16 protein-coding genes and 1 pseudogene are annotated in these 18,975 nt (G+C 74.3%); 9 read left to right on the plus strand and 8 right to left on the minus strand.

The genetic code is table 11. The features are described 5' to 3' along the window. Window positions 1–40 precede the first annotated feature (40 nt). From dnaG to IG94_RS0110820, 4 genes are all read right to left on the minus strand, one after another. Window positions 41–1,954: a DNA primase gene (gene dnaG / locus IG94_RS0110805; protein WP_031033939.1), complete on the minus strand. Its 1,914-nt coding sequence runs from the start codon at window positions 1,952–1,954 to the stop codon at window positions 41–43. 29 nt (window positions 1,955–1,983) lie between these two features. After that, window positions 1,984–3,249, minus strand: coding sequence for an NAD(P)/FAD-dependent oxidoreductase (locus IG94_RS0110810; RefSeq protein WP_031033941.1), 1,266 nt, complete (start codon window positions 3,247–3,249; stop codon window positions 1,984–1,986). A 163-nt stretch (window positions 3,250–3,412) separates the two neighbouring features. Next, window positions 3,413–4,687 (minus strand): deoxyguanosinetriphosphate triphosphohydrolase, encoded by a 1,275-nt coding sequence (locus IG94_RS0110815; RefSeq protein WP_031033945.1) that lies wholly within the window; start codon window positions 4,685–4,687, stop codon window positions 3,413–3,415. An 82-nt stretch (window positions 4,688–4,769) separates the two neighbouring features. After that, window positions 4,770–5,621 carry a sirohydrochlorin chelatase gene (locus IG94_RS0110820; protein ID WP_078892250.1) on the minus strand — a complete coding sequence of 284 codons (852 nt, stop codon included), beginning with the start codon at window positions 5,619–5,621 and terminating at the stop codon, window positions 4,770–4,772. 214 nt (window positions 5,622–5,835) lie between these two features. On the opposite strand from IG94_RS0110820, the gene IG94_RS0110825 reads away from it, so the two are divergent. The 4 genes from IG94_RS0110825 (at window position 5,836) to IG94_RS0110840 (ending at window position 11,823) form a co-directional block, all read left to right on the plus strand. Continuing rightward, a complete protein-coding gene (locus IG94_RS0110825) occupies window positions 5,836–6,522 on the plus strand; it encodes a SanA/YdcF family protein (protein ID WP_031033949.1) in 687 nt (228 codons plus the stop codon). A 121-nt stretch (window positions 6,523–6,643) separates the two neighbouring features. Beyond that, window positions 6,644–8,938, plus strand: a complete 2,295-nt coding sequence (locus IG94_RS0110830; RefSeq protein ID WP_031033952.1) for a molybdopterin oxidoreductase family protein — start codon at window positions 6,644–6,646, stop codon at window positions 8,936–8,938. A 182-nt stretch (window positions 8,939–9,120) separates the two neighbouring features. After that, window positions 9,121–10,770, plus strand: a complete 1,650-nt coding sequence (locus tag IG94_RS0110835) for a M4 family metallopeptidase (protein WP_031033954.1) — start codon at window positions 9,121–9,123, stop codon at window positions 10,768–10,770. A gap of 123 nt (window positions 10,771–10,893) precedes the next feature. After that, window positions 10,894–11,823 (plus strand): LysR family transcriptional regulator, encoded by a 930-nt coding sequence (locus tag IG94_RS0110840; RefSeq protein WP_031033956.1) that lies wholly within the window; start codon window positions 10,894–10,896, stop codon window positions 11,821–11,823. Here IG94_RS0110840 and IG94_RS0110845 read toward each other — a convergent pair. The 3 genes from IG94_RS0110845 to IG94_RS0110855 all read right to left on the minus strand — a co-directional run bounded on the left by IG94_RS0110845 (window position 11,772) and on the right by IG94_RS0110855 (window position 14,137). Beyond that, window positions 11,772–12,515, minus strand: a complete 744-nt coding sequence (locus IG94_RS0110845; protein ID WP_031033958.1) for an SDR family oxidoreductase — start codon at window positions 12,513–12,515, stop codon at window positions 11,772–11,774. The genes IG94_RS0110840 and IG94_RS0110845 overlap by 52 nt on opposite strands. 53 nt (window positions 12,516–12,568) lie before the next feature. Next, complete coding sequence (locus IG94_RS0110850) at window positions 12,569–13,333, minus strand: oxidoreductase (protein WP_031033961.1); 765 nt, start codon at window positions 13,331–13,333, stop codon at window positions 12,569–12,571. 189 nt (window positions 13,334–13,522) lie between these two features. Further along, on the minus strand, window positions 13,523–14,137 hold the full coding sequence (locus IG94_RS0110855; protein ID WP_031033963.1) for an NADPH-dependent FMN reductase: 615 nt from the start codon (window positions 14,135–14,137) through the stop codon (window positions 13,523–13,525). 368 nt (window positions 14,138–14,505) lie between these two features. On the opposite strand from IG94_RS0110855, the gene IG94_RS0110860 reads away from it, so the two are divergent. The 4 genes and pseudogenes from IG94_RS0110860 (at window position 14,506) to IG94_RS44045 (ending at window position 16,281) form a co-directional block, all read left to right on the plus strand. Continuing rightward, a complete protein-coding gene (locus IG94_RS0110860; protein ID WP_031033966.1) occupies window positions 14,506–15,045 on the plus strand; it encodes a hypothetical protein in 540 nt (179 codons plus the stop codon). A 120-nt stretch (window positions 15,046–15,165) separates the two neighbouring features. After that, window positions 15,166–15,795, plus strand: a complete 630-nt coding sequence (locus IG94_RS0110865) for a class F sortase (protein WP_031033968.1) — start codon at window positions 15,166–15,168, stop codon at window positions 15,793–15,795. A gap of 41 nt (window positions 15,796–15,836) precedes the next feature. Next, a pseudogene (locus IG94_RS44040) lies at window positions 15,837–15,959 on the plus strand (hypothetical protein); the annotation flags it as partial. A 76-nt stretch (window positions 15,960–16,035) separates the two neighbouring features. Continuing rightward, entirely contained in the window at window positions 16,036–16,281 is a 246-nt protein-coding gene (locus IG94_RS44045) for a nitroreductase/quinone reductase family protein (protein WP_282916616.1), read from the plus strand. Window positions 16,282–16,294: 13 nt separating this feature from the next. Here IG94_RS44045 and IG94_RS0110875 read toward each other — a convergent pair whose 3' ends face one another. Beyond that, a complete protein-coding gene (locus tag IG94_RS0110875) occupies window positions 16,295–17,077 on the minus strand; it encodes a sulfite exporter TauE/SafE family protein (protein ID WP_031033970.1) in 783 nt (260 codons plus the stop codon). Between the two features lie 204 nt (window positions 17,078–17,281). Between IG94_RS0110875 and IG94_RS44320 the strand changes: the two genes are divergently transcribed. Continuing rightward, window positions 17,282–18,913, plus strand: coding sequence for a serine/threonine-protein kinase (locus IG94_RS44320; protein ID WP_224326181.1), 1,632 nt, complete (start codon window positions 17,282–17,284; stop codon window positions 18,911–18,913). Window positions 18,914–18,975 lie beyond the last annotated feature (62 nt).

Raw genomic sequence — 18,975 nt, forward strand, 5'->3', positions numbered from 1 at the left:
GTTCGACGACGGGACGGCGACGGGGCCTGGACGACGGGATCTAGAGGGCGGCGGCGCCGTGGGTGCGCAGCGTCTGGTCGTACTGCTGGAGGACCCACAGCTCGTTCTGCACGGCGGTGAGTTCGGCGGGGTCGCCGTGGCCGGAGAGGCGGGCGAGGCGGCCGTTGACGTCGTGCACGCGGCGCTCGACGGCCCGGCGCCGCACCCTGACCAGCACCTCGCCCGCGTACATCTCGTCGACCGCGCGGCGCATGATCGCCTCCACCGCCAGTTCGGTCACCGTGGCGCGCACCGCGTCGTCGGGAGCGGCCTCGCGGACCCGGACCAGGTAGTCCTGCGGGTCCTGGACGCCGAACTCGGCGCCGCCCGCCTCCAGGATCGCCTCGCGCACGGCGGCGTAGGGCGGGGCGGTGAACTCGTCGACGCCGTACGCGTCGAAGGCCGGGGAGACCAGGTCGGGGCGTTGGAGGGCGAGCTTGAGGAGTTCGCGTTCGGTGGCGAAGACCGGGTTGCGGAGGTTGAGGGCGGGGCCCGGGGCCGCCGCCCGTGCGGGGGCCGCCTGCTGCTGCGGGGCGGTGCCGCGCTGCCGCTGGTCGGGGGCGGGGCCCTTGCCGCCGCGGTCGCGGGCCCAGCGGGCCAGCTGGGCGACCCGCTTGACGACGAACTGGGTGTCGAGGATGCCCAGCATCCCGGCGAGCTGCACGGCGACCTCGTGCTGGGCGCCGCTGTTCTTGATGCGGGCGACGACCGGGGCGGCCTCGTCGAGCGCGGAGGCGCGGCCGGCCGGGGTGTCCAGGTCGTAGCGGGAGACGATCTGGCGCAGCGCGAACTCGAAGAGCGGGGTGCGCGGCTCCGCCAGGTCGGCGACCGCGTCGTCGCCCTTGGCCAGGCGCAGGTCGCAGGGGTCCATGCCGTCGGGGGCGATGGCGATGTAGGTCTCGGCGGCGAACTTCTGGTCGTCCTCGAAGGCGCGCAGGGCCGCCTTCTGGCCGGCCGCGTCGCCGTCGAAGGTGAAGATCACGCGGGCCGAGCCGTTGTCCATGAGGAGTCGGCGCAGGATCTTGATGTGGTCGCCGCCGAAGGCCGTGCCGCAGGTCGCGATGGCCGTGGTGACACCGGCGAGGTGGCAGGCCATGACGTCCGTGTAGCCCTCGACGACCACGGCGCGGGACGCCTTGGCGATGTCCTTCTTGGCGAGGTCGATGCCGTAGAGCATCTGGGACTTCTTGTAGATGGCCGTCTCGGGGGTGTTCAGGTACTTCGGGCCGTTGTCCGCCTCGTAGAGCTTGCGGGCGCCGAAGCCGACGACGTCGCCGCCGATGTCGCGGATGGGCCACATCAGCCGGCCGCGGAAGCGGTCGATGGGGCCGCGGCGGCCCTCCTGGGAGAGGCCGGAGAGCAGCAGCTCCTTGTCGCTGAAGCCCTTGCCGCGCAGGAAGCGGGTGAGGTGGTCCCAGCCCTGGGGGCTGTAGCCGACGCCGAAGTGCTGTGCGGCGGCCTGGTCGAAGCCGCGCTCGGCGAGGAAGGCGCGGCCGGTCTCCGCCTCGGGGCCGGTCGCGAGCTGCTCCGCGTACCACTCGGCGGCGATCTTGTGGGCCTCGACGAGGCGGATGCGCTCGCCGCGCTGGTGGGTCGGGTTGTACCCGCCCTCCTCGTAGCGCAGCGTGATGCCGGCCTGGCCGGCCAGGCGCTCGACCGCCTCCGAGAAGGTGAGGTGGTCGATCTTCATCACGAACGTGATGGTGTCGCCGCCCTCCTGGCAGCCGAAGCAGTGGAAGAACCCCTTGCTCGGACTGACCTGGAAGGACGGCGACTTCTCGTCGTGGAAGGGGCACAGCCCCTTGAGGTTGCCGCCGCCGGCGTTGCGCAGCTGGAGGTACTCCGAGACGACGGCGTCGATCGGGACCGCGTCCCGTACCGCCTTCACGTCCTCGTCGTTGATCCGTCCTGCCACGCGTGAAGTCTACGGCGACCGGCCGGCAGCTATGCGACGAGGCTGTCCAGCGGGACGTGCGGGTCGGCGAGGGCGTCCGTGTCCACCGGGGACTTCGAGCGGATCAGCTGCTGGATCGGCTCCGTGACGTCCCACACGTTGACGTTCATCCCGGCCAGCACCCGGCCCTCCTTCACCCAGAAGGCGACGAACTCGCGCTTCGCCGCGTCCCCGCGGATCACCACCTGGTCGTACGACCCGGCCGGCGCCCAGCCGGAGTACTCCATGCCCAGGTCGTACTGGTCGGTGAAGAAGTAGGGCACGCGGTCGTGGGCGAGGCCCTTGCCGAGCATCGCGCGGGCGGCGGCCGGACCGCCGTTGAGGGCGTTCGCCCAGTGCTCCACGCGCAGGTTCGTGTCGAACAGGGCGTGGTGGAAGGAGGCGACGTCACCGGCCGCGTAGACGTCCGGGTCGGAGGTGCGCAGGTGGTCGTCGACGACGATGCCGCCGCCGGCCGCGCGGTCGGCGATCTCCAGGCCCGCGGCCTGGGCGAGCGCGGTGCGCGGGGCGGCGCCGATCGCCGCGAGGACGTCGTGCGCCGGGTGCTCCTCGCCGTCGTCGGTACGGGCGGCCAGCACCACGCCGTCCTGGCCGACGATCTCGGTCAGCCGGACGCCGAAGCGGAACCGGACGCCGTGCGCCTCGTGCAGCTCGGCGAAGAGGGCGCCCAGCTCGGGGCCGAGGACGCCGTGCAGCGGGGTCGGACCCGGCTCGACGACGGTGACCTCCGCCCCGTACTCGCGGGCCGCCGCCGCGACCTCCAGGCCGATCCAGCCGGCGCCGGCGATCACGAGGTGGCCGTTGTCCCGGCCGAGGGTGGCGAGGACGCCCTTGAGGCGCTCGGCGTGGGCGAGGCGCCGCAGGTGGTGGACGCCCGCCAGGCCGGTACCGGGGACGTCGAGGCGGCGGGGTTCGGCGCCGGTGGCGAGGAGCAGCTTGTCGTACCTGACGTGGGTGCCGTCGTCGCCGTAGTGGACGGTCTTGGCGGCGCGGTCGATCGCGACGACGGTCTGGCCGAGGTGCAGCTCGATGTCGTGCTGCGCGTACCAGGCGGGTTCGTGGACGAAGACGCTGTCGCGCTCCTCCTTGCCGAGGAGGTAGCCCTTGGACAGGGGCGGGCGTTCGTAGGGGTGGTCGCGTTCGTCGCAGACGAGGATCACCCGGCCGGTGAATCCCTCCGTGCGGAGCGTCTCGGCCGCTTTCGCGCCCGCCAGGCCGCCTCCGACGATGACGAATGTCTGATCCGCGTCGACCACTTGTTTGCCTCCTCGTCAGGGTGCCGCCACATGCGAGCGTCCCGCACGCGGCGTGGTGCGGGAAGGGGGAGTGACCCGATCGGGCTCGATCAGGCCACGGCGTGCCGTGTTCCGGAGGCCGTTCCCGGAGTGCGGCCGGGGCCCGCACGTCCCGCGGCCAGTGTCACTGATGCCCCGTCAGGCGGGCGTGAAGCGAACGGGCCGAGGCGTCGGTGAGGGAGGCTATCTGGTCGACGATCACCCGTTTGCGGGCCCGGTCGTCGCCGGCCGCGTCGAAGAGGGCGCGGAACTGGGGGTCGAGCCCGTCCGGCGCGCGGGCGGTGAGCGCCTCGGCCAGTTCGGCGACGACGATCCGCTGGTCGGCGCGGAGCCGCTCCTGCTCGGTGCGCTGCATGACGTAGCGGACGGCCACCGCCTTGAGGACGGCGCACTCCGCGCGGGTCCCGCGGGGCACGACCAGTTCGGCGGCGTACCGGGTGAGCCGTCCGGCGCCGTACGCGGCCCGGGTGGCGGTCTCGGCGGCGAGGCAGAAGCGGCCGATGAGCTGGCTGGTGGCGTCCTTCAGCCGGGCCTGGGCGACCGCCGATCCGTCGTAGCCGTGCGGCCACCAGTCCTGGGCGAGGAGCCGGTCGAGGGCGGCCGCCAGTTCGGCGTGGTCGGTGCCCTCCGGGACGTACCGGCCGACGGCGATCCCGAAGACGGCCTCGCGCTCGGGGTCGGCGAGCAGGCAGTTCGGGTCGATGTGGCCGGCGTGCAGGCCGTCCTCCAGGTCGTGCACGGAGTACGCCACGTCGTCGGCCCAGTCCATCACCTGGGCCTCGAAGCAGGTGCGGGCGGCGGGGGCGCCCTCGCGGAGCCACGCGAAGACGGGCCGGTCGTCGTCGTACACGCCGAACTTGGTCGAGGCCGGGCCGCCGGGGTGGGCGCCCCTCGGCCACGGGTACTTGGTGGCGGCGTCGAGCGTGGCGCGGGTGAGGTTGAGGCCGACCGGGCCGTCCTCGGTGAACCGCTTGGGCTCGATGCGGGTCAGGAGCCGCAGGGACTGGGCGTTGCCCTCGAAGCCGCCGCAGTCCTCGGCGAACGCGTTGAGCGCCTGTTCGCCGTTGTGCCCGAAGGGCGGGTGTCCCAGGTCGTGGGCGAGGCAGGCCGCCTCGACGAGGTCCGGGTCGCACCCGAGGGCGGCGCCGAGATCCCGGCCGACCTGGGCGCACTCCAGGGAGTGCGTGAGACGGGTGCGCGGGCTGGCGTCCCACACCGGGCTGCCCTCCCCCGGCGCGACGACCTGCGTCTTCCCGGCGAGGCGCCGCAGCGCGGCGGAGTGCAGGATGCGGGCGCGGTCGCGCTGGAAGGCGGTGCGGCCGGGGCGTTTGTCCGGCTCGGGGGCGTAGCGGGCCGCCGACGCGGGGTCGTACGGGGATGCGGGTGCGGTGCCTTCCATGTCAGGAACAGTACGGGGAAGGTCTGACAGCCGCGGCCCGCTGGCGGGGCCGTCGCCGCCGGGCGGTGGCGGTCCCGGCCCGCTACGGGACCAGCGCCGCCCGGCGTGCGGCGGTGCCGACCGTCCGCAGCGCCTCGTCGTAGCGGTGCAGGAGCAGGCGGGCCATCGCCGGGTGGGTGCCCAGCGGCGCGGAGACGATCCAGGGGGCGGCGGCCGCGCACTCCGTGGCGAAGCGGCCCGGGGCCGTGAAGCACGAGGCGACGGCGACGCGGCGGTAACCCCGGGCCGTCAGGGCGCGGACCGCCTCCGGGACCGTCGGGGCCGCCGCCGAGGCGTACGCGGGGAGCACCGGGACGCCCAGGCGGGCCGCGAGGTGGGTGGCCGTGCGGGCGGTGCCGGCCCGGGACTGGGGGTCCCGGGAGCCGGCGGAGGCGAGGACCACGGCCCCGTCGGCCGGGACGCGGGCGGGCCAGCCCGCCTCCAGGAGTCGGGCGTGGAGGGCGTCGACGAGCAGGGGGTGCGGACCCAGCGGGGCGGCCACCCGGGTGCGCGCGGGGAAGGCCCCGGCCATCTCCGGGATGTCGCGGGTGACGTGGTGGCCGCGGCTGAGCAGGAGCGGGACCAGGACGGCGGGCTCGGCGTCGCCGAGGGCGCCGAGCGTGTCGGGCAGCAGGGGCTCGTTCAGCTCGATGTGGCCGAGGTGCACCGGCAGGGCGGGGCGCAGGGCGCGGACCTCGCCGAGGAGCGCCCGTACGGTGCTCAGTGCGCGCGGGTCGCGGCTGCCGTGGGCGACGACGACCAGGGCGGGGGCGGGGGTGGGGGCTGGGGCCCCGGGGAGCGCCGTACGCGCCGGGCCGGTCGCCCGGGCCTTCGTACCCGCCGCCGTCCTCGTCGTGCCGCCCGTCCGTGTGCCCGTCCGTGTCGTCGCCGTCATGCGTCGAGGGTGGCCGCCTGACGTTGCCTCCCCGTTGCGGGGGTGTCACGGAGGTTTACGGTTCGGTTCACACGGCGCCCCGGCACCCGGTGAAACCGGACGGCCCGCGCCCGGGCGCCGGTGGAACCGGACGGTCCGCCCCGGCACCCGGTGAACCGGACGGTCCCCCCGGGCGTCCCTGGTGGCAGGAACCCACCGGGGAGGGAATCGTCCGATGCGCCGCCCGAGACTCCGCAGACCGCGCCTGCCGCGCACCCGCACGGGACGGCGGAGGCTGATCCAGGCGGCCGTGGCGGCATGCGTGCTGGCGCTGCTGCCCGCGACGTGGCTGCGCCTGGTCACCGACGACCGGCTGCGTACCGTCGCCGACGTGCCGCGCACCGAGGTCGCCGTCGTCTTCGGCGCCGGGCTGTGGGACGGGGAGCCGTCGCCGTACCTGGCGCACCGGCTGGACGCGGCGGCCGAGCTGTACCGGGCGGGGCGGATCGAGGTCGTCCTCGTGAGCGGGGACAACAGCCGCGAGGAGTACGACGAGCCGGACGCCATGCGCGCCTACCTCGTCCGGCACGGCGTGCCCGGCGGGCGGATCGTCAGCGACTACGCGGGCTTCGACACCTGGGACTCCTGCGTCCGCGCGAAGAAGATTTTCGGCGTCGACCGGGCCGTGCTGATCAGCCAGGGTTTCCACATCCGGCGGGCGGTCGCGCTGTGCCAGGAGGCGGGGGTGGCGTCGTACGGCGTCGGGGTGGCCGACCGGCACGACGTGACCTGGTACTACGGCGGCGCGCGGGAGGTCCTCGCGGCGGGCAAGGCGGCGGTGGACGCGGTCTTCGAGCCGGACCCGCACTTCCTCGGCCCGAGGGAGCCGGGGGTGGAGCGGGCCCTCGCCGGTGTGCGGTGAGGCCGTCCTCACCGCACAGCGCCGGCGGCGGGGAGGGCACCGTCCCGGCGGCGTAACGGGGCGCCGCACGGTCGCGTAACACGCAAGACGCAGGCTGGGCGGCATGCAGAGCACCGGCACCATGCAGCGCACCGGCGAGCGGACGGCCGCCGCCCCCGTCCCCACCCACTGCCCGTACTGCGCCCTGCAGTGCGGGATGAACCTGACGCCCGCGGACGGCGGGACCGTCGAGGTGTCCGAGCGCGCGGACTTCCCGGTGAACCGGGGTGCGCTGTGCGGCAAGGGCCGGACGGCACCGGCGGTGCTCGCGTCGGGGGCGCGGCTGACCTCGCCGCTGGTGCGGTCGGACGACGGCGCGCTGGTGCCGGCCGGGTGGGACGAGGCGTTGGACCGGATCGCCCGGAACCTGGTCCGGACACGGGCGGAGTACGGGGCGGACGCGCTCGGGGTGTTCGGCGGGGGCGGGCTGACCAACGAGAAGGCGTACGCGCTGGGCAAGTTCGCCCGGGTGGTGCTCGGCACCTCGCAGATCGACTACAACGGCCGGTTCTGCATGTCGTCGGCGGCGGCGGCCGGCACGCGGGCCTTCGGGCTCGACCGGGGACTGCCGTTCCCGCTGGAGGACATCCCCAGGACGGGCTGCGTGATCCTCGTCGGGTCGAACCCGGCCGAGACGATGCCGCCGTCCCTGCGCTACTTCAGCGAACTCCGCGAGAACGGCGGCACGTTGATCGTCGTTGACCCGCGCCGGACGAGGACCGCCGACCAGGCCGACCTGCACCTCGCCCCCCGGCCCGGCACCGACCTGGCGCTCGCGCTGGGCCTGCTCCACCTGGTGGTCGCCGAGGGCCGGGTCGACGTGGCCTACGTCGAGGAGCGCACGGCCGGCTGGGAGGAGGCGCGGGCGGCGGCGATGGCGCACTGGCCGGAGTACGTGGAGCGGATCACCGGCGTACCGGTGCCCGAACTGCGGGAAGCGGTACGGCTGTTCTGCGCGCCGGACGCGGCGATGGTGCTGACCGCGCGCGGACCGGAGCAGCAGGCCAAGGGCACGGACACGGTGGGCGCGTGGATCAACTTGTGCCTGGCGACCGGGCGGGCGGGGAGCCCCCGGTCGGGGTACGGCTGTCTGACCGGGCAGGGCAACGGGCAGGGCGGGCGCGAACACGGGCAGAAGGCCGACCAGTTGCCGGGCTACCGCAAGCTGACCGACCCGGCGGCGCGGCGGCACGTCGCCGGGGTGTGGGGCGTGGACCCGGACTCACTGCCGGGTCCGGGGCGCAGCGCGTACGAACTCCTCGACGCGCTGGGCACGGACATCAGGTCCCTCCTGGTGATGGGCTCCAACCCGGTCGTGTCCGCACCGCGCGCCGCGCACGTCGAGGGGCGGCTGCGGTCGCTGGACTTCCTCGCCGTGTGCGACGTGGTGCTCTCGGAGACGGCGGAACTCGCCGACGTCGTCCTGCCGGTGACGCAGTGGGCGGAGGAGTCGGGGACGACGACCAGCCTGGAGGGCCGGGTGCTGCTGCGGCGGCGCGCGATCACGCCGCCGGACGGGGTCCGCGGCGACCTGGAGGTCCTGCACGGGCTGGCCGCCCGGCTCGGCGTGGAGAAGGGCTTCCCGACCGAGCCGGAGGAGGTGTTCGAGGAGCTGCGGCGGGCGAGCGCGGGCGGCCCGGCGGACTACTCGGGGATCGACTACGGGCGGCTGGCGGAGGAGAACGGGGTCTTCTGGCCGTGTCCGGCGACGGGCGCGGGCGCGGGCGCGGGCGACGGGTCTGTGCCGCACCCCGGCACGCCGAGCCCCGGGACTCCGGCCCGCGACACGCCGCACCCCGGGACTCCGGCCCCCGACACGGCACACCCCGAGACTCCGGCCCCCGACACGGCACACCCCGAGACTCCGGCCCCCGACACGGCACACCCCGAGATCTCGAACCCCGGCACCCCGCACCCCGGCACCCCGCGCCTCTTCCTCGACCGCTTCGCCACCGACGACGGCCGGGCCCGTTTCGTGCCCGTCGCCCACCGTCCGAGCGCCGAGGAACCGGACGCGGAGTACCCGGTGCTGCTGACCACGGGCCGGGTCGTGGCGCAGTACCAGTCCGGGGCGCAGACCCGGCGCGTGCCCGAGCTGAACGCCGCCGCGCCCGGCCCCTTCGTGGAGCTGCACCCGCGGCTGGCGGCGCGGCTCGGGGCGGCCGAGGGCGACCCGCTGGCGGTCGTGTCCCGGCGGGGGCGGGCGGTGGCACCGGCCCGCATCACCACCGGCATCCGGCCCGACACCGTGTTCATGCCCTTCCACTGGCCGGGCGAGGGCCGCGCCAACAACCTCACCAACCCGGCGCTCGATCCGACCTCGCGGATGCCGGAGTTCAAGGTGTGCGCGGTGCGGGTGGAGACGGTGCCGCGGTAGCCAGGACGCAGCCGGGGCAGGGGGCGTCCCGGTCATCCTCTCCCCTCATGATCTCCACGTCGGCGCTATGGACTTGTCATGTCCGGGGCCTTTGAATCCGAGTCAGCACCGCACCAGTGCCCCGCACCCGGCCCCGTGCCGACGCGTCGAACGCGCCGAACGCGCCCGTTCCGAGGAGATCGATGAGCCGAATACGGCATGCCAGAGGTTCCCGTCTCGCCCTGGCCGGCACGGCCGCCACCACCGCGACCCTCCTGGTCGCCGCCCTCGCCCCCGGTGCCACCGCCGCCGACCGGCCGGTCCCCTCCCGCGCCGCCGCCCTCGACCACGCGGCGGCGGCCCTGCTGGAGCACGCCGACGCACTGGACCTGACCGGCGCGCAGGACACCGAGGCCCGCGACGTCGTCGTCGACGCGGACGGCACCCAGCACGTCCGCTACGACCGCACGTACCGCGGACTCCCGGTGCTGGGCGGCGACTTCGTCGTCCACCTGACCCCCGACGGCGACTTCCGCGACGCCGACCGCGCGACGACGGCCCCGCTCGCCCTCCCCACCGTCGCCCCGAAGCTGGCGTCGCCCGAGGCCGCCGACCTGGCCGCGAACGCCCTGCGCGCCGCCAACCCGGGCGAGCTGCTGAAGAAGCTCACCGCCGAGTCCGAGCTGGTCGTCGATGCCCTGCACGGCGCGCCGAAGCTGGCCTGGCGGACGGACGCGGCGGCGCTCGACTCCCTCGGCAACCCGGTCGCCCGCACCGTGCTCACCGACGCGGGCACGGGCGCCCGCATCGACGCCTGGGACACCGTCGAGTCGGTGTCGGGCGACGGCGCGTCGCTGTACGGCGGCACGGTGCCGCTGGAGACGACGCGCTCGGGATCGTCGTACCGGCTCGAGGACGCGACGCGCGGCGGCACGTACACCGGGGACGCGGAGAACCAGACCGACCTCTGCATCCTGACCATCTGCCTGGTGCGGGCGCCCGCGACGCTGTTCACCGACGCCGACAACCACTGGGGCACGGGCGGCGCGGACGACCGCGCCTCGGCCGCCGTGGACGCGCAGTACGGCACCGACGCCACCTGGGACTACTACGAGGACGTCCACGGGCGCAGCGGCATCGCGGGCGACGGCAAGGGTTCGTACAACCGCGTGCACTACGGCAACAAGTACAACAACGCCTTCTGGGACGACAGTTGCTTCTGCATGACGTACGGCGACGGTGACGGGACGACCTTCGGGCCGCTGGTCTCGCTGGACGTCGCCGCGCACGAGATGTCGCACGGGGTGACGTCGAAGACGGCGGCACTGGCGTACTCGGGCGAGTCCGGCGGGCTCAACGAGGCGACCTCGGACGTCTTGGGCACCCTGGTGGAGTGGCACGCGGCGAACGCGGCCGACCCCGGGGACTACCTGATCGGCGAGAAGGTCGTGCGGGACGGCTTCGGCCGCGAGGCGCTGCGCTACATGGACAGGCCGAGCAGGGACGGCGCCTCGGCCGACTGCTGGGACACCTCGCTGGGCGACCTGGACGTCCACTACTCCTCCGGCGTCGCCAACCACTTCGCCTACCTGCTGGCCGAGGGCAGCGGCGCGCGGACCGTGGGTGGCGTGGCCTACTCCTCCCCCACCTGCGACGGCTCCACGGTCACCGGGATCGGCCGGGACAAGCTCGGGGACGTCTGGTACCGGGCGCTGACCGTCTACATGACCTCGTCCACGGACTACGCGGGCGCCCGCACCGCCACCCTGCGCGCGGCCGACGACCTGTACGGCACCGACAGCGACGAGTACGCGGCGGTCGGCGCGGCGTGGAGCGCGGTGAACGTGGCCTGACGGCAGCCGGCGCCCCCGTTCGCCTGCTCCCCCGCACGCCCGCACCTGCGTACGCTCGCCCGCGCTTGCGTACGCTGGCGGGGAGACCACGGTGTGGTCCGCCGCCGGGAGGGACGGGAGCCGATGAGCCTTCGCCAGTTCGAGTACGCCCTGGCCGTCGCCGAGCAGGGCTCGGTGACGGCGGCGGCGGACGTGCTGCGCGTCGCCCAGCCCTCGGTGTCCCAGCAGATCCGCGGGCTGGAGCGGGAGCTGGGCGTGGAGCTGTTCTCCCGCACGCCGGCCGGCCTCGTGCCCACGGTCGCCGGCCGCGCCTTCCTGGTGGAGGCGGAGATCGCGGTGAAGGCGGCCCGGCGGGCCCGGGCGACCGCGCGGGCCGGTGCCTCGGAGCTGGCGGGCGAGCTGCTGGTCGCGGTCCAGATGGGACTGGGCACGCGGCAGCTGCCGGGTGCGCTGGGCGCACTGCGCCGCAGCTTCCCGCGGCTGGAGGTGACCGTCTTCGAGGAGCCGAACCCCACCGAGCTGGAGCGGCTGGCCCGCGGCGGTGTCCTGGACCTCGCGCTGATGGCCGGCCCGTGCGAGGAGGGCCTGTACGCCGGTCACCACCTCGGCGACGAGGAGTTCGTCGTGGTGCTGCCGGCCGGGCACCCGCAGCTCGCCGCCGACCGGGTCGAGCTGCGGGAACTGGAGCGGGAGACGTGGGTGAGGTTCGGCCACGGCAGCGCGCTCGACGGCGTGCTCCTCGACGTGCTGGAGGACAACACGATGGCTCCGGCCACCACCGCCCGCGTCTCCCAGACGGCGACCGCCGTGCGCTGGGTGGTCCACGGGCTCGGGGTGACCCTCGTCCCGGCGTCCGCCGTACCCCCGGGGCACGAGCACCTCGTACGCCCGGTCTCGCCGGTCGTCTCCCAGCCCGTCGTCGCCGCGGTCCGTCCCGGCGCGGGTCCGGCGGAGCTGGCCCTGCTGGATTTCCTGCGCCAGGAGACCTGGCACAAGTTCACTCAGAGCTGGGAGGAGCCGCCGTCCACGGTCAGCTCGGTGCCGGTGGTGTAGGTGGCGTCGAAGGCGAGGAACGCCGCGGCCCCGGCGATCTCCTCGTAGGTCCCGAACCGCCGCATGGGATTCTCGGCGACGCGCTCGGCCTTGAACTCCGCGGCGGCCTCCCGCGTCATCACCCGCTCCAGGATCCCGGTGTCGACGGGCCCGACGCTGATCGCGTTGACCCGGATGCCGCGCGGCAGCAGATCGGCGGACAGGGTCCGGGCCATCGAGCGCACCGCCGCCTTGCTGGCCGAGTAGACGCTGGTGTCCGGCAGGCCGACGGTGTTCGCGACCGAGGTGGTGAAGACGACGCCGCTGCCCGCGCCCATCAGCGGGGCGAGCTTCTGCACGGTGAAGAAGGCGCCCTTGGCGTTGGTCGCGAACACCTCGTCGTACGCCGCTTCGGTGGTCGACTCGAAGGGCGTCAGGGGTGAGATGCCCGCGTTGACGAACAGGCCGTGGACGCTGCCGACCTCCTCCTTCACCCGGTCGGCCAGGGCGTCCAGGTCGGCGAGCGAGGAAACGTCTCCCCGGACGGCCGACGCCCTCCCGCCGAGCTGCTTCAGCGCGGCATCGAGGGAGGTCCGGGAGCGCCCGGTGATCACGACCCGCGCCCCGCCGTCCACGAGCGCCCTGGCCATTCCCAGCCCTATTCCACTGCTGCCACCGGTGATCACCACATTCTTACCGTTGTACGCACCCACGCCGAATTCCCTTCTGCTGCCGTATTGCGAAGCTCCGCACCTGTCCCCCGGAATCAGCCCCGCGGATATTCTCCGCCGTCCACGACGAGGTTGGTCCCGGTCACCCAGCCCGCCCGTTCGGAGAGGAGGAACAGCACCGCGTGGGCGATGTCGTCGGGCCGGCCGTCGCGTCCCAGCGGCGGGGTGTCGACCGCGCCGGGACCCGCGCCGAGCCTGTCCCAGTACTCCCGCGTCTCCTCGCCGCCGGGGGTGGAGGTCCGGCCGGGGCTCACGGTGTTGACCCGTACCCCCGAGGGGGCCAGCGCCTGGGCCAGTCCGCGGCTGTAGCTCTCCAGGGCGGTCTTCGCGGCCTGGTAGTGCAGGAACGGCGGTGCCGGGGGCAGGTACGCGGCCGTGGACACGTGCACGACGGCACCCGAGCCGCGTTCCCGCATGTCCGGCACCAGCAAGGAGTTCAGCCGCACCGAGGCGAGGAGATTGAGGTCCAGGGACTCCTGCCACACGTCGTCGGGGATGGTCAGCCCGTCCAGGTGGGGCTTGGCCCCGCCCGCGTTGTGGACCAGGAGGTCGACCCCGCCGAACGTCTCCCGCGCGGCGGCGGCGAGGGCCGCCGTGCCGGCCGCCGTCCGCACGTCGGCGCGGACGAAGGCGGCCCCCTCCGGCGCGGCGCTCCGCTCCGAACTGGCGGTCGCGATCACCTCGGCACCCGCGTCGAGGAGCCGCCGGACGACGGCCGCCCCGATCCCGCGCGTACCACCGGTGACGAGGGCACGCTTTCCCTTGAATTCCTGATTCCCCGATCCGCCGAATTCCTGCATCTCCGAACCCTTCACGTCGTCCACGGTCACCACACCGATCCTTTTCAATGTCGCAGGATTGTCCGCTCGACGGAGAACCGGCCCCGTCGAGCTGTTTCACGGTAAATCCGCGAAACGGCGGGAGACAAAGACGAAAAGTGAGCGGCTGCCATAGGAGTCACCTATGGCAGCCGGGGCGGGCCGGGTTCGCTACGCGTCCCGCACGTCGTCGTAGGGGCGCTTCTCCTTGGCCTCGCGCAGGGCGCGGCCCCACCACACCACCTGGTCGAGCATCGCCTTGGCGGCCGCGTCCGGCCCCGACGGGTCCCGGAGCCTGCCCTCGTCGCCGAAGGACTGGCCCGCGTTGTGGAAGGAGACGGTGTCGCGGACGGTGACGGCGTGCAGTTCGGCGAAGACCTGGCGCAGGTGCTCCACGGCGCGCAGGCCACCGGCCAGACCGCCGTACGAGACGAGGCCGACGGGCTTGGCCCGCCACTCGGTGAAGTGCCAGTCGATGACGTTCTTCAGGCCCGCCGGGAACGAGTGGTTGTACTCGGGCGTGAGCACGACGAACGCGTCGGCGCCCGCCAGTTTCGGAGTGATCTCCGCCAGCGCGGCGGTCGCCTCCGGAGTCCGGGCCAGGGTCGTGGGCAGGTCGGTGCGGGCGACGTCGACCACCTCGGGCTCCAGGTCGTCGTGGGCCCGCAGATGGTCCAGGAGCCAGTCGGCGACGACGGGCCCGAAGCGGCCGTGCCGGTTGCTGCCGACGAGCAGGGTCACGCGGAGCGGTGCGGTCATGGTGTGGGCGGAGGCGGTGTGTGTCATGCGGAGAGCCTGTTACCTCGACTTTGCTTGAGGTCAAGCCGGTGAGGGGACACGGCGCCCAGGGCGAGCCGGTGGGGGGACACGGCGCCCGGGCCGGACCGGTGGGGTCGCGGCGCGGGGCCGGGCGGGTCCCGTTCGGAGCACCGGTCACCCGTTCACACCCGCGCCCCCGCCCCGCGCGATCTTTTCCGCCGCCGGTCCCCGACGCTCGCATGACCTGCTGAAACAACTCGCCGCATACGGCAGCGGACGGCACGGGCGACACCCGTTCATCCCATTGCGGGCGCGCGCTCGGGGAGCGGGCCGGGCCCGGTGCCCCTTTCCTCGGTAGAGCAGGGGCCACCGAACAGCTCGAAGGAGCAGCACCGATGCGACGCACCGCCCGCCTGCTGACCGGTACCGCGCTCGCCGCCGCGGCCGTCGGTCTGACCACCGCGGCCACCGCGGTCCCGGTGTACGCCGGGGAGACCGCGGCCCCCGGCGGCCTGAAGGTGTACCCGTCCTCGGTCGTCCCGGGCGACCGGGCCATGGTGACGGCGGCGTGCGGCGGGGGCGGCTCCGCGGCGGGCGACGCCAGCGCGGTCGGCGCGGGGATGTTCCCGCTGGCGCCGGGCACCGGCGACGGGGAGGCGACCGGCCACTTCGAGGTGCCGCCGAGCGCGCAGCCGGGGACGTACGAGATCGTCGCGACCTGCGGGGACGACGAACGGCGGGTGACGGGCGACCTGGTGGTCACGCTGACGTCGGCCGCCGAGCAGGTGTACCCGAAGGGAAGCGTGAAGACGGGGGTCGGCGGCGCTCTCGGCCCCGACCCCGTGCAGACCGCGGCCGGCGTGGCGGCTCTCGCCGTCGCCGCCGCGGGCGGTACCTGGCTCCTGCATCGCCGGGCGAGAGGCGACGGGATCTGACGGGCACCCTCCGCTGCCCGTCCGCAGGTACCGCACTTCCCCACCCCCTCCGGGTCCGACGCCCCTCGCGTCCCGGAGGGGGCAGGGGGCCTTTCAGGGACGCGAGGGAGAGGGGACGTCATGCGCAGGGTCAAGGACACGGCGATAGCCGCGGTCACCGCGGTCGCGCTCGGCTCGGGGGCGTGGCTGCTGCTCGGCGGCGCCCGCACCGAGGCCCCGCCCCAGCCGTCGGCCGCGCAGGCCGCCACGGGTCAGTCCACCCGGGCGGACCGCGGCGCCGCCGCCCCCGCGCTGCCGCCGTCCCCGCCCGACCGCGTCCGCATCCCGGCGATCGGCGTCGACGCCCCGCTGACGGGCCTCGGCCTGACGGAGACGGGCAGCCTGGACGTACCGCCCGCCGAGCGGAAGAACCTGGCCGGCTGGTACGAGGCCGGCACCACCCCCGGCGAGAGGGGCACCGCGATCGTCGCCGGCCACGTCGACAACGCGAAGGGCCCCGCCGTCTTCTACCGCCTCGGCGCCCTGCGGAAGGGCTCGCGGATCGAGGTCGACCGGCGCGACGGCGGCGTCGCGGTCTTCACGGTGGACGCGGTGGAGGTGTACGCCGCCGACGCCTTCCCCGACGAGAAGGTCTACGGCGCCGCCGACCGCCCCGAGCTGCGGGTCATCACCTGCGGCGGCCCCTACTCCCGCAGCACCGGCTACCAGGGCAACGTCGTCGTCTTCGCCCACCTCACGGACAGCCGCTGAACGCCCGGGCACGCACCCCACCCCGGTGGCAGACTCCGGGCATGACCGACTCCGCTTTCGACCCGCACGACAACGCGCCCTTCAACGAACGGGTGATCAGCGAATTCCGCGCCAACAAGGGCCGGGTGAACCGCGCGTGGCTGGACAAGGACCTGGTGCTGATCACGACGACCGGCGCGAAGTCGGGACAGCCGCGGGTCAATCCCCTGGTGTACGTGGCCGAACGGCGACCGGGTCGTGGTGGCGGCGTCGAACAGCGGCCTGGACCGGCACCCGGCGTGGTACTTCAACGTGCGGGCCGACCCGGAGCTGACCGTCGAGCGCGGCGGGGAGACGTACCGCGCGGTCGCCTCCGAGCTGACGGGCCCCGAACGCGACACGTGGTACGCCCGCCTGACCGAGGCCGACCCGGCCTTCACCACGTACGAGACCCGCACGACCCGGAGGATCCCGGTCTTCCGGCTCGTCCGGACGACCGGCGCATGACCCCGGCGGGCCGCTACGCCACCCACTGCTCCCACGCCAGGTTCGCCACCAGGGCGAAGACGACCGTCAGCAGGACGACGCGGACGAAACCGCTGCCCCTCTTGAGGGCCGTGTGGGCGCCGAACATGCCGCCCGCCAGGTTGAAGACGGCCATCAGGACCGCCAACTGCCACAGCACCGCGCCCTGCCAGGCGAACGTCGCCAGGGCGCCCGCGTTGGTGCAGCAGTTGACGATCTTCGCGGTGGCCGACGCGGTCACCAGGTCCAGGTGGAGCAGGGCGGTGAGGGCCAGGACCAGGAAGGTGCCCGTGCCGGGGCCGACGAGGCCGTCGTAGAAGCCGATGCCGAGGCCCGCGAGGCCGATCGCGGCGAGGATCTGGCGGCGGGTCGCCGGGCCGGTCGCGGGGGCGCTGCCGAAGGCGGGGCGGAAGATCACGAAGGCGGCCACCGCCAGCAGCACCACCATGATGACGGGCTTGAGGACCTCCGTGCTCATGCCCGCCGCGAAGAACGCCCCGCCCGACGACCCGGCCAGCGCCGCCAGGCCGATGCGTACGGCGGTGCGCACGTCCACCGGCGCCTTGCGGGCGTACGTCACCGCCGCGCCCGTGGTGCCGACGATGGCGACCGCCTTGTTGGTGCCCAGCGCGTGCGCGGCCGGGGTCCCGGCGGGCAGCCCGAGCAGCAGCGCGGGCAGGAGCAGCAGGCCGCCCCCGCCGACCACCGCGTCGATCCAGCCGGCCGCGAGGGCGGCCAGGCAGAGCAGAACGACCGTGGTCAGCGATATGTCGGGCATGATCGCGACCCTATGGAGGGGATAGGTGTGCCGTCCATCGAGATGAGGGACTTCTGAGGTTCCTGGGCATCTGCCGGAGTCCCGCCACGCCGAAGACCGTCCGGGTCGTCGCACGTTCAGGCACCGTGCCCACGGCCGTCGTGGCCCGGTGCGTGGGCCTCCGCCATAATGACCCGCGTATCGCAACGGGGAGGCGTGCAGCGTATGGCTTTCGGGGCGGACCCGCCGCAGCGCATCGGCGGCTACACCGTGGAACGGGAACTCGGCGCCGGCGGCATGGGGACGGTCTACCTGGCCCGGTCACGCGGGGGACGTGCCGTGGCCGTCAAGGTGGTGCGGCCCGAGTTGGCCGCCGATCCCCACTTTCGTCAGCGGTTCCGCGCCGAGGTCGATGCCGCTCGCAAGGTCGGCGGTTTCCACACGGCCCCCGTCGTGGACGCGGAGCCGGACGGGGAGCGGCCGTGGCTGGCCACGGCGTACATCGCCGGGCCCACGCTGTCCGAATTGCTCGCGGACGAGGGGCCGATGGACGAGGTCGGGCTGAGACTGCTCGGGGCGGCCCTGGCCGAGGCGCTCCAGGCCATCCACGCCTGCGGGCTCGTCCACCGCGACCTCAAGCCGGGCAACATCATCATGGCCGAGGACGGCCCCCGGGTGCTCGACTTCGGCATCGCGCGGGCCGTGGAGTCCTCCCGGCTCACGTCCACCGGGATGGCCTTCGGCACACCCGGTTTCCTGGCGCCTGAGCAGGCACAGGGGCTGGGCACCGACGGCAGCGCCGACGTGTTCGCGCTCGGCGCGGTACTGGTCTCGGCGGCCGGCGGCAGCGCGTTCGGCACCGGCACACCGATGGGGCTGATGTACCGCTCGGTGCACGAGCCGGCGGATCTGTCCGCGGTGCCCGAGGCGCTGCGCCCCCTGATCGCCGACTGCCTGTCCAAGGAACCCGTGCACCGGCCCACCCCGGAGCGGATCCTGGACCTGCTCGCGCCCGGCTCGGGCCCGTACGCGTCGACCGTGGTCGCCACCGCCGGGCAGGAGGGGCAGGAGGCCACTCTCCCGGCCGCCTTCACTCCCGCGGACGGCCGTGCGGACGCCGGTGCCAGGGAGCACCCCGCGGACGGCGGTGCCGACCGCCGCCCGCAGAGCGGGAGCCCCGCCGGCCCCGGCCGCTCCGCGCTCGACGGCCGGCGGCTCGACGGCCGGCGGCGCGGGCGGGCCGTCGGCCTGGCGGTCGTGGCCGCGGCCGTACTCGGCGCAGTCGTCGCCGGGGCGATCGCGCTCACGACCGACGGTGACTCCGCAGGCGGTCCTTCCTCGTCCTCCTCGTCGCCCTCCTCACCGCATACGGCGTCGGCCGCCCCGGGCGCCGGCGGCGTCGCCCCGTCCGCGCCCGCGCAGTCCTCGACGCAGGGCGCCACGCCCACGGCGTCGGCCGCCGATTCCCCGGACGCGCCCGAACACACCCCGCTCGACCCGCAGGCCGTCGACCAGGTCTTCACGGAGTACCTGGACGCCCTGGTCGCCCAGGACATGACGGCTCTGCGGCGGGCTACCTGTCCCCGGCTGCGTTCCACGCTGAAAGGGTTCGCGCTCAACGACTACTACGTGGCCCGCTGGAACGTCCTGCCGTACGAGATACCCGCCGCCTCCGACCGGTTCAGCGTCGACGTGCGGATCACGCAGCGCGACCCGCCTCGGGGGGACTGGCGGGTGACGTCACGTACCAGTGGGTGGCCGAGCGCGACGCGGACGGGGACTACTGGGTGTGCGGCTGGCTCAACGAACGGTGAGCGCGCCACCGGCGCCCTCACACTCCGCCCCCTCCCCCGCTGAGCGCAGCGTTCCCCGTGGGAAACAGGGGGGATGCGGACGGGTAACACCCGCGCCGCACGCTC

The organism is Streptomyces olivaceus (genome assembly GCF_000721235.1).
Taxonomy (GTDB): domain Bacteria; phylum Actinomycetota; class Actinomycetes; order Streptomycetales; family Streptomycetaceae; genus Streptomyces; species Streptomyces olivaceus.

Coding starts and splice junctions, on each gene's coding strand:
- IG94_RS0110815 (WP_031033945.1), bottom strand. CDS start 4,687: ATGGAAGGCACCGCACCCGCATCCCCGTACGACCCCGCGTCGGCGGCC.
- IG94_RS0110850 (WP_031033961.1), bottom strand. CDS start 13,333: ATGCAGGAATTCGGCGGATCGGGGAATCAGGAATTCAAGGGAAAGCGT.
- IG94_RS0110875 (WP_031033970.1), bottom strand. CDS start 17,077: ATGCCCGACATATCGCTGACCACGGTCGTTCTGCTCTGCCTGGCCGCC.
- IG94_RS0110825 (WP_031033949.1), top strand. CDS start 5,836: ATGCGCCGCCCGAGACTCCGCAGACCGCGCCTGCCGCGCACCCGCACG.
- IG94_RS0110840 (WP_031033956.1), top strand. CDS start 10,894: ATGAGCCTTCGCCAGTTCGAGTACGCCCTGGCCGTCGCCGAGCAGGGC.
- IG94_RS0110835 (WP_031033954.1), top strand. CDS start 9,121: ATGAGCCGAATACGGCATGCCAGAGGTTCCCGTCTCGCCCTGGCCGGC.
- IG94_RS0110860 (WP_031033966.1), top strand. CDS start 14,506: ATGCGACGCACCGCCCGCCTGCTGACCGGTACCGCGCTCGCCGCCGCG.
- IG94_RS0110865 (WP_031033968.1), top strand. CDS start 15,166: ATGCGCAGGGTCAAGGACACGGCGATAGCCGCGGTCACCGCGGTCGCG.
- IG94_RS0110830 (WP_031033952.1), top strand. CDS start 6,644: ATGCAGCGCACCGGCGAGCGGACGGCCGCCGCCCCCGTCCCCACCCAC.
- IG94_RS44320 (WP_224326181.1), top strand. CDS start 17,282: ATGGCTTTCGGGGCGGACCCGCCGCAGCGCATCGGCGGCTACACCGTG.
- IG94_RS0110855 (WP_031033963.1), bottom strand. CDS start 14,137: ATGACACACACCGCCTCCGCCCACACCATGACCGCACCGCTCCGCGTG.
- IG94_RS0110820 (WP_078892250.1), bottom strand. CDS start 5,621: ATGACGGCGACGACACGGACGGGCACACGGACGGGCGGCACGACGAGG.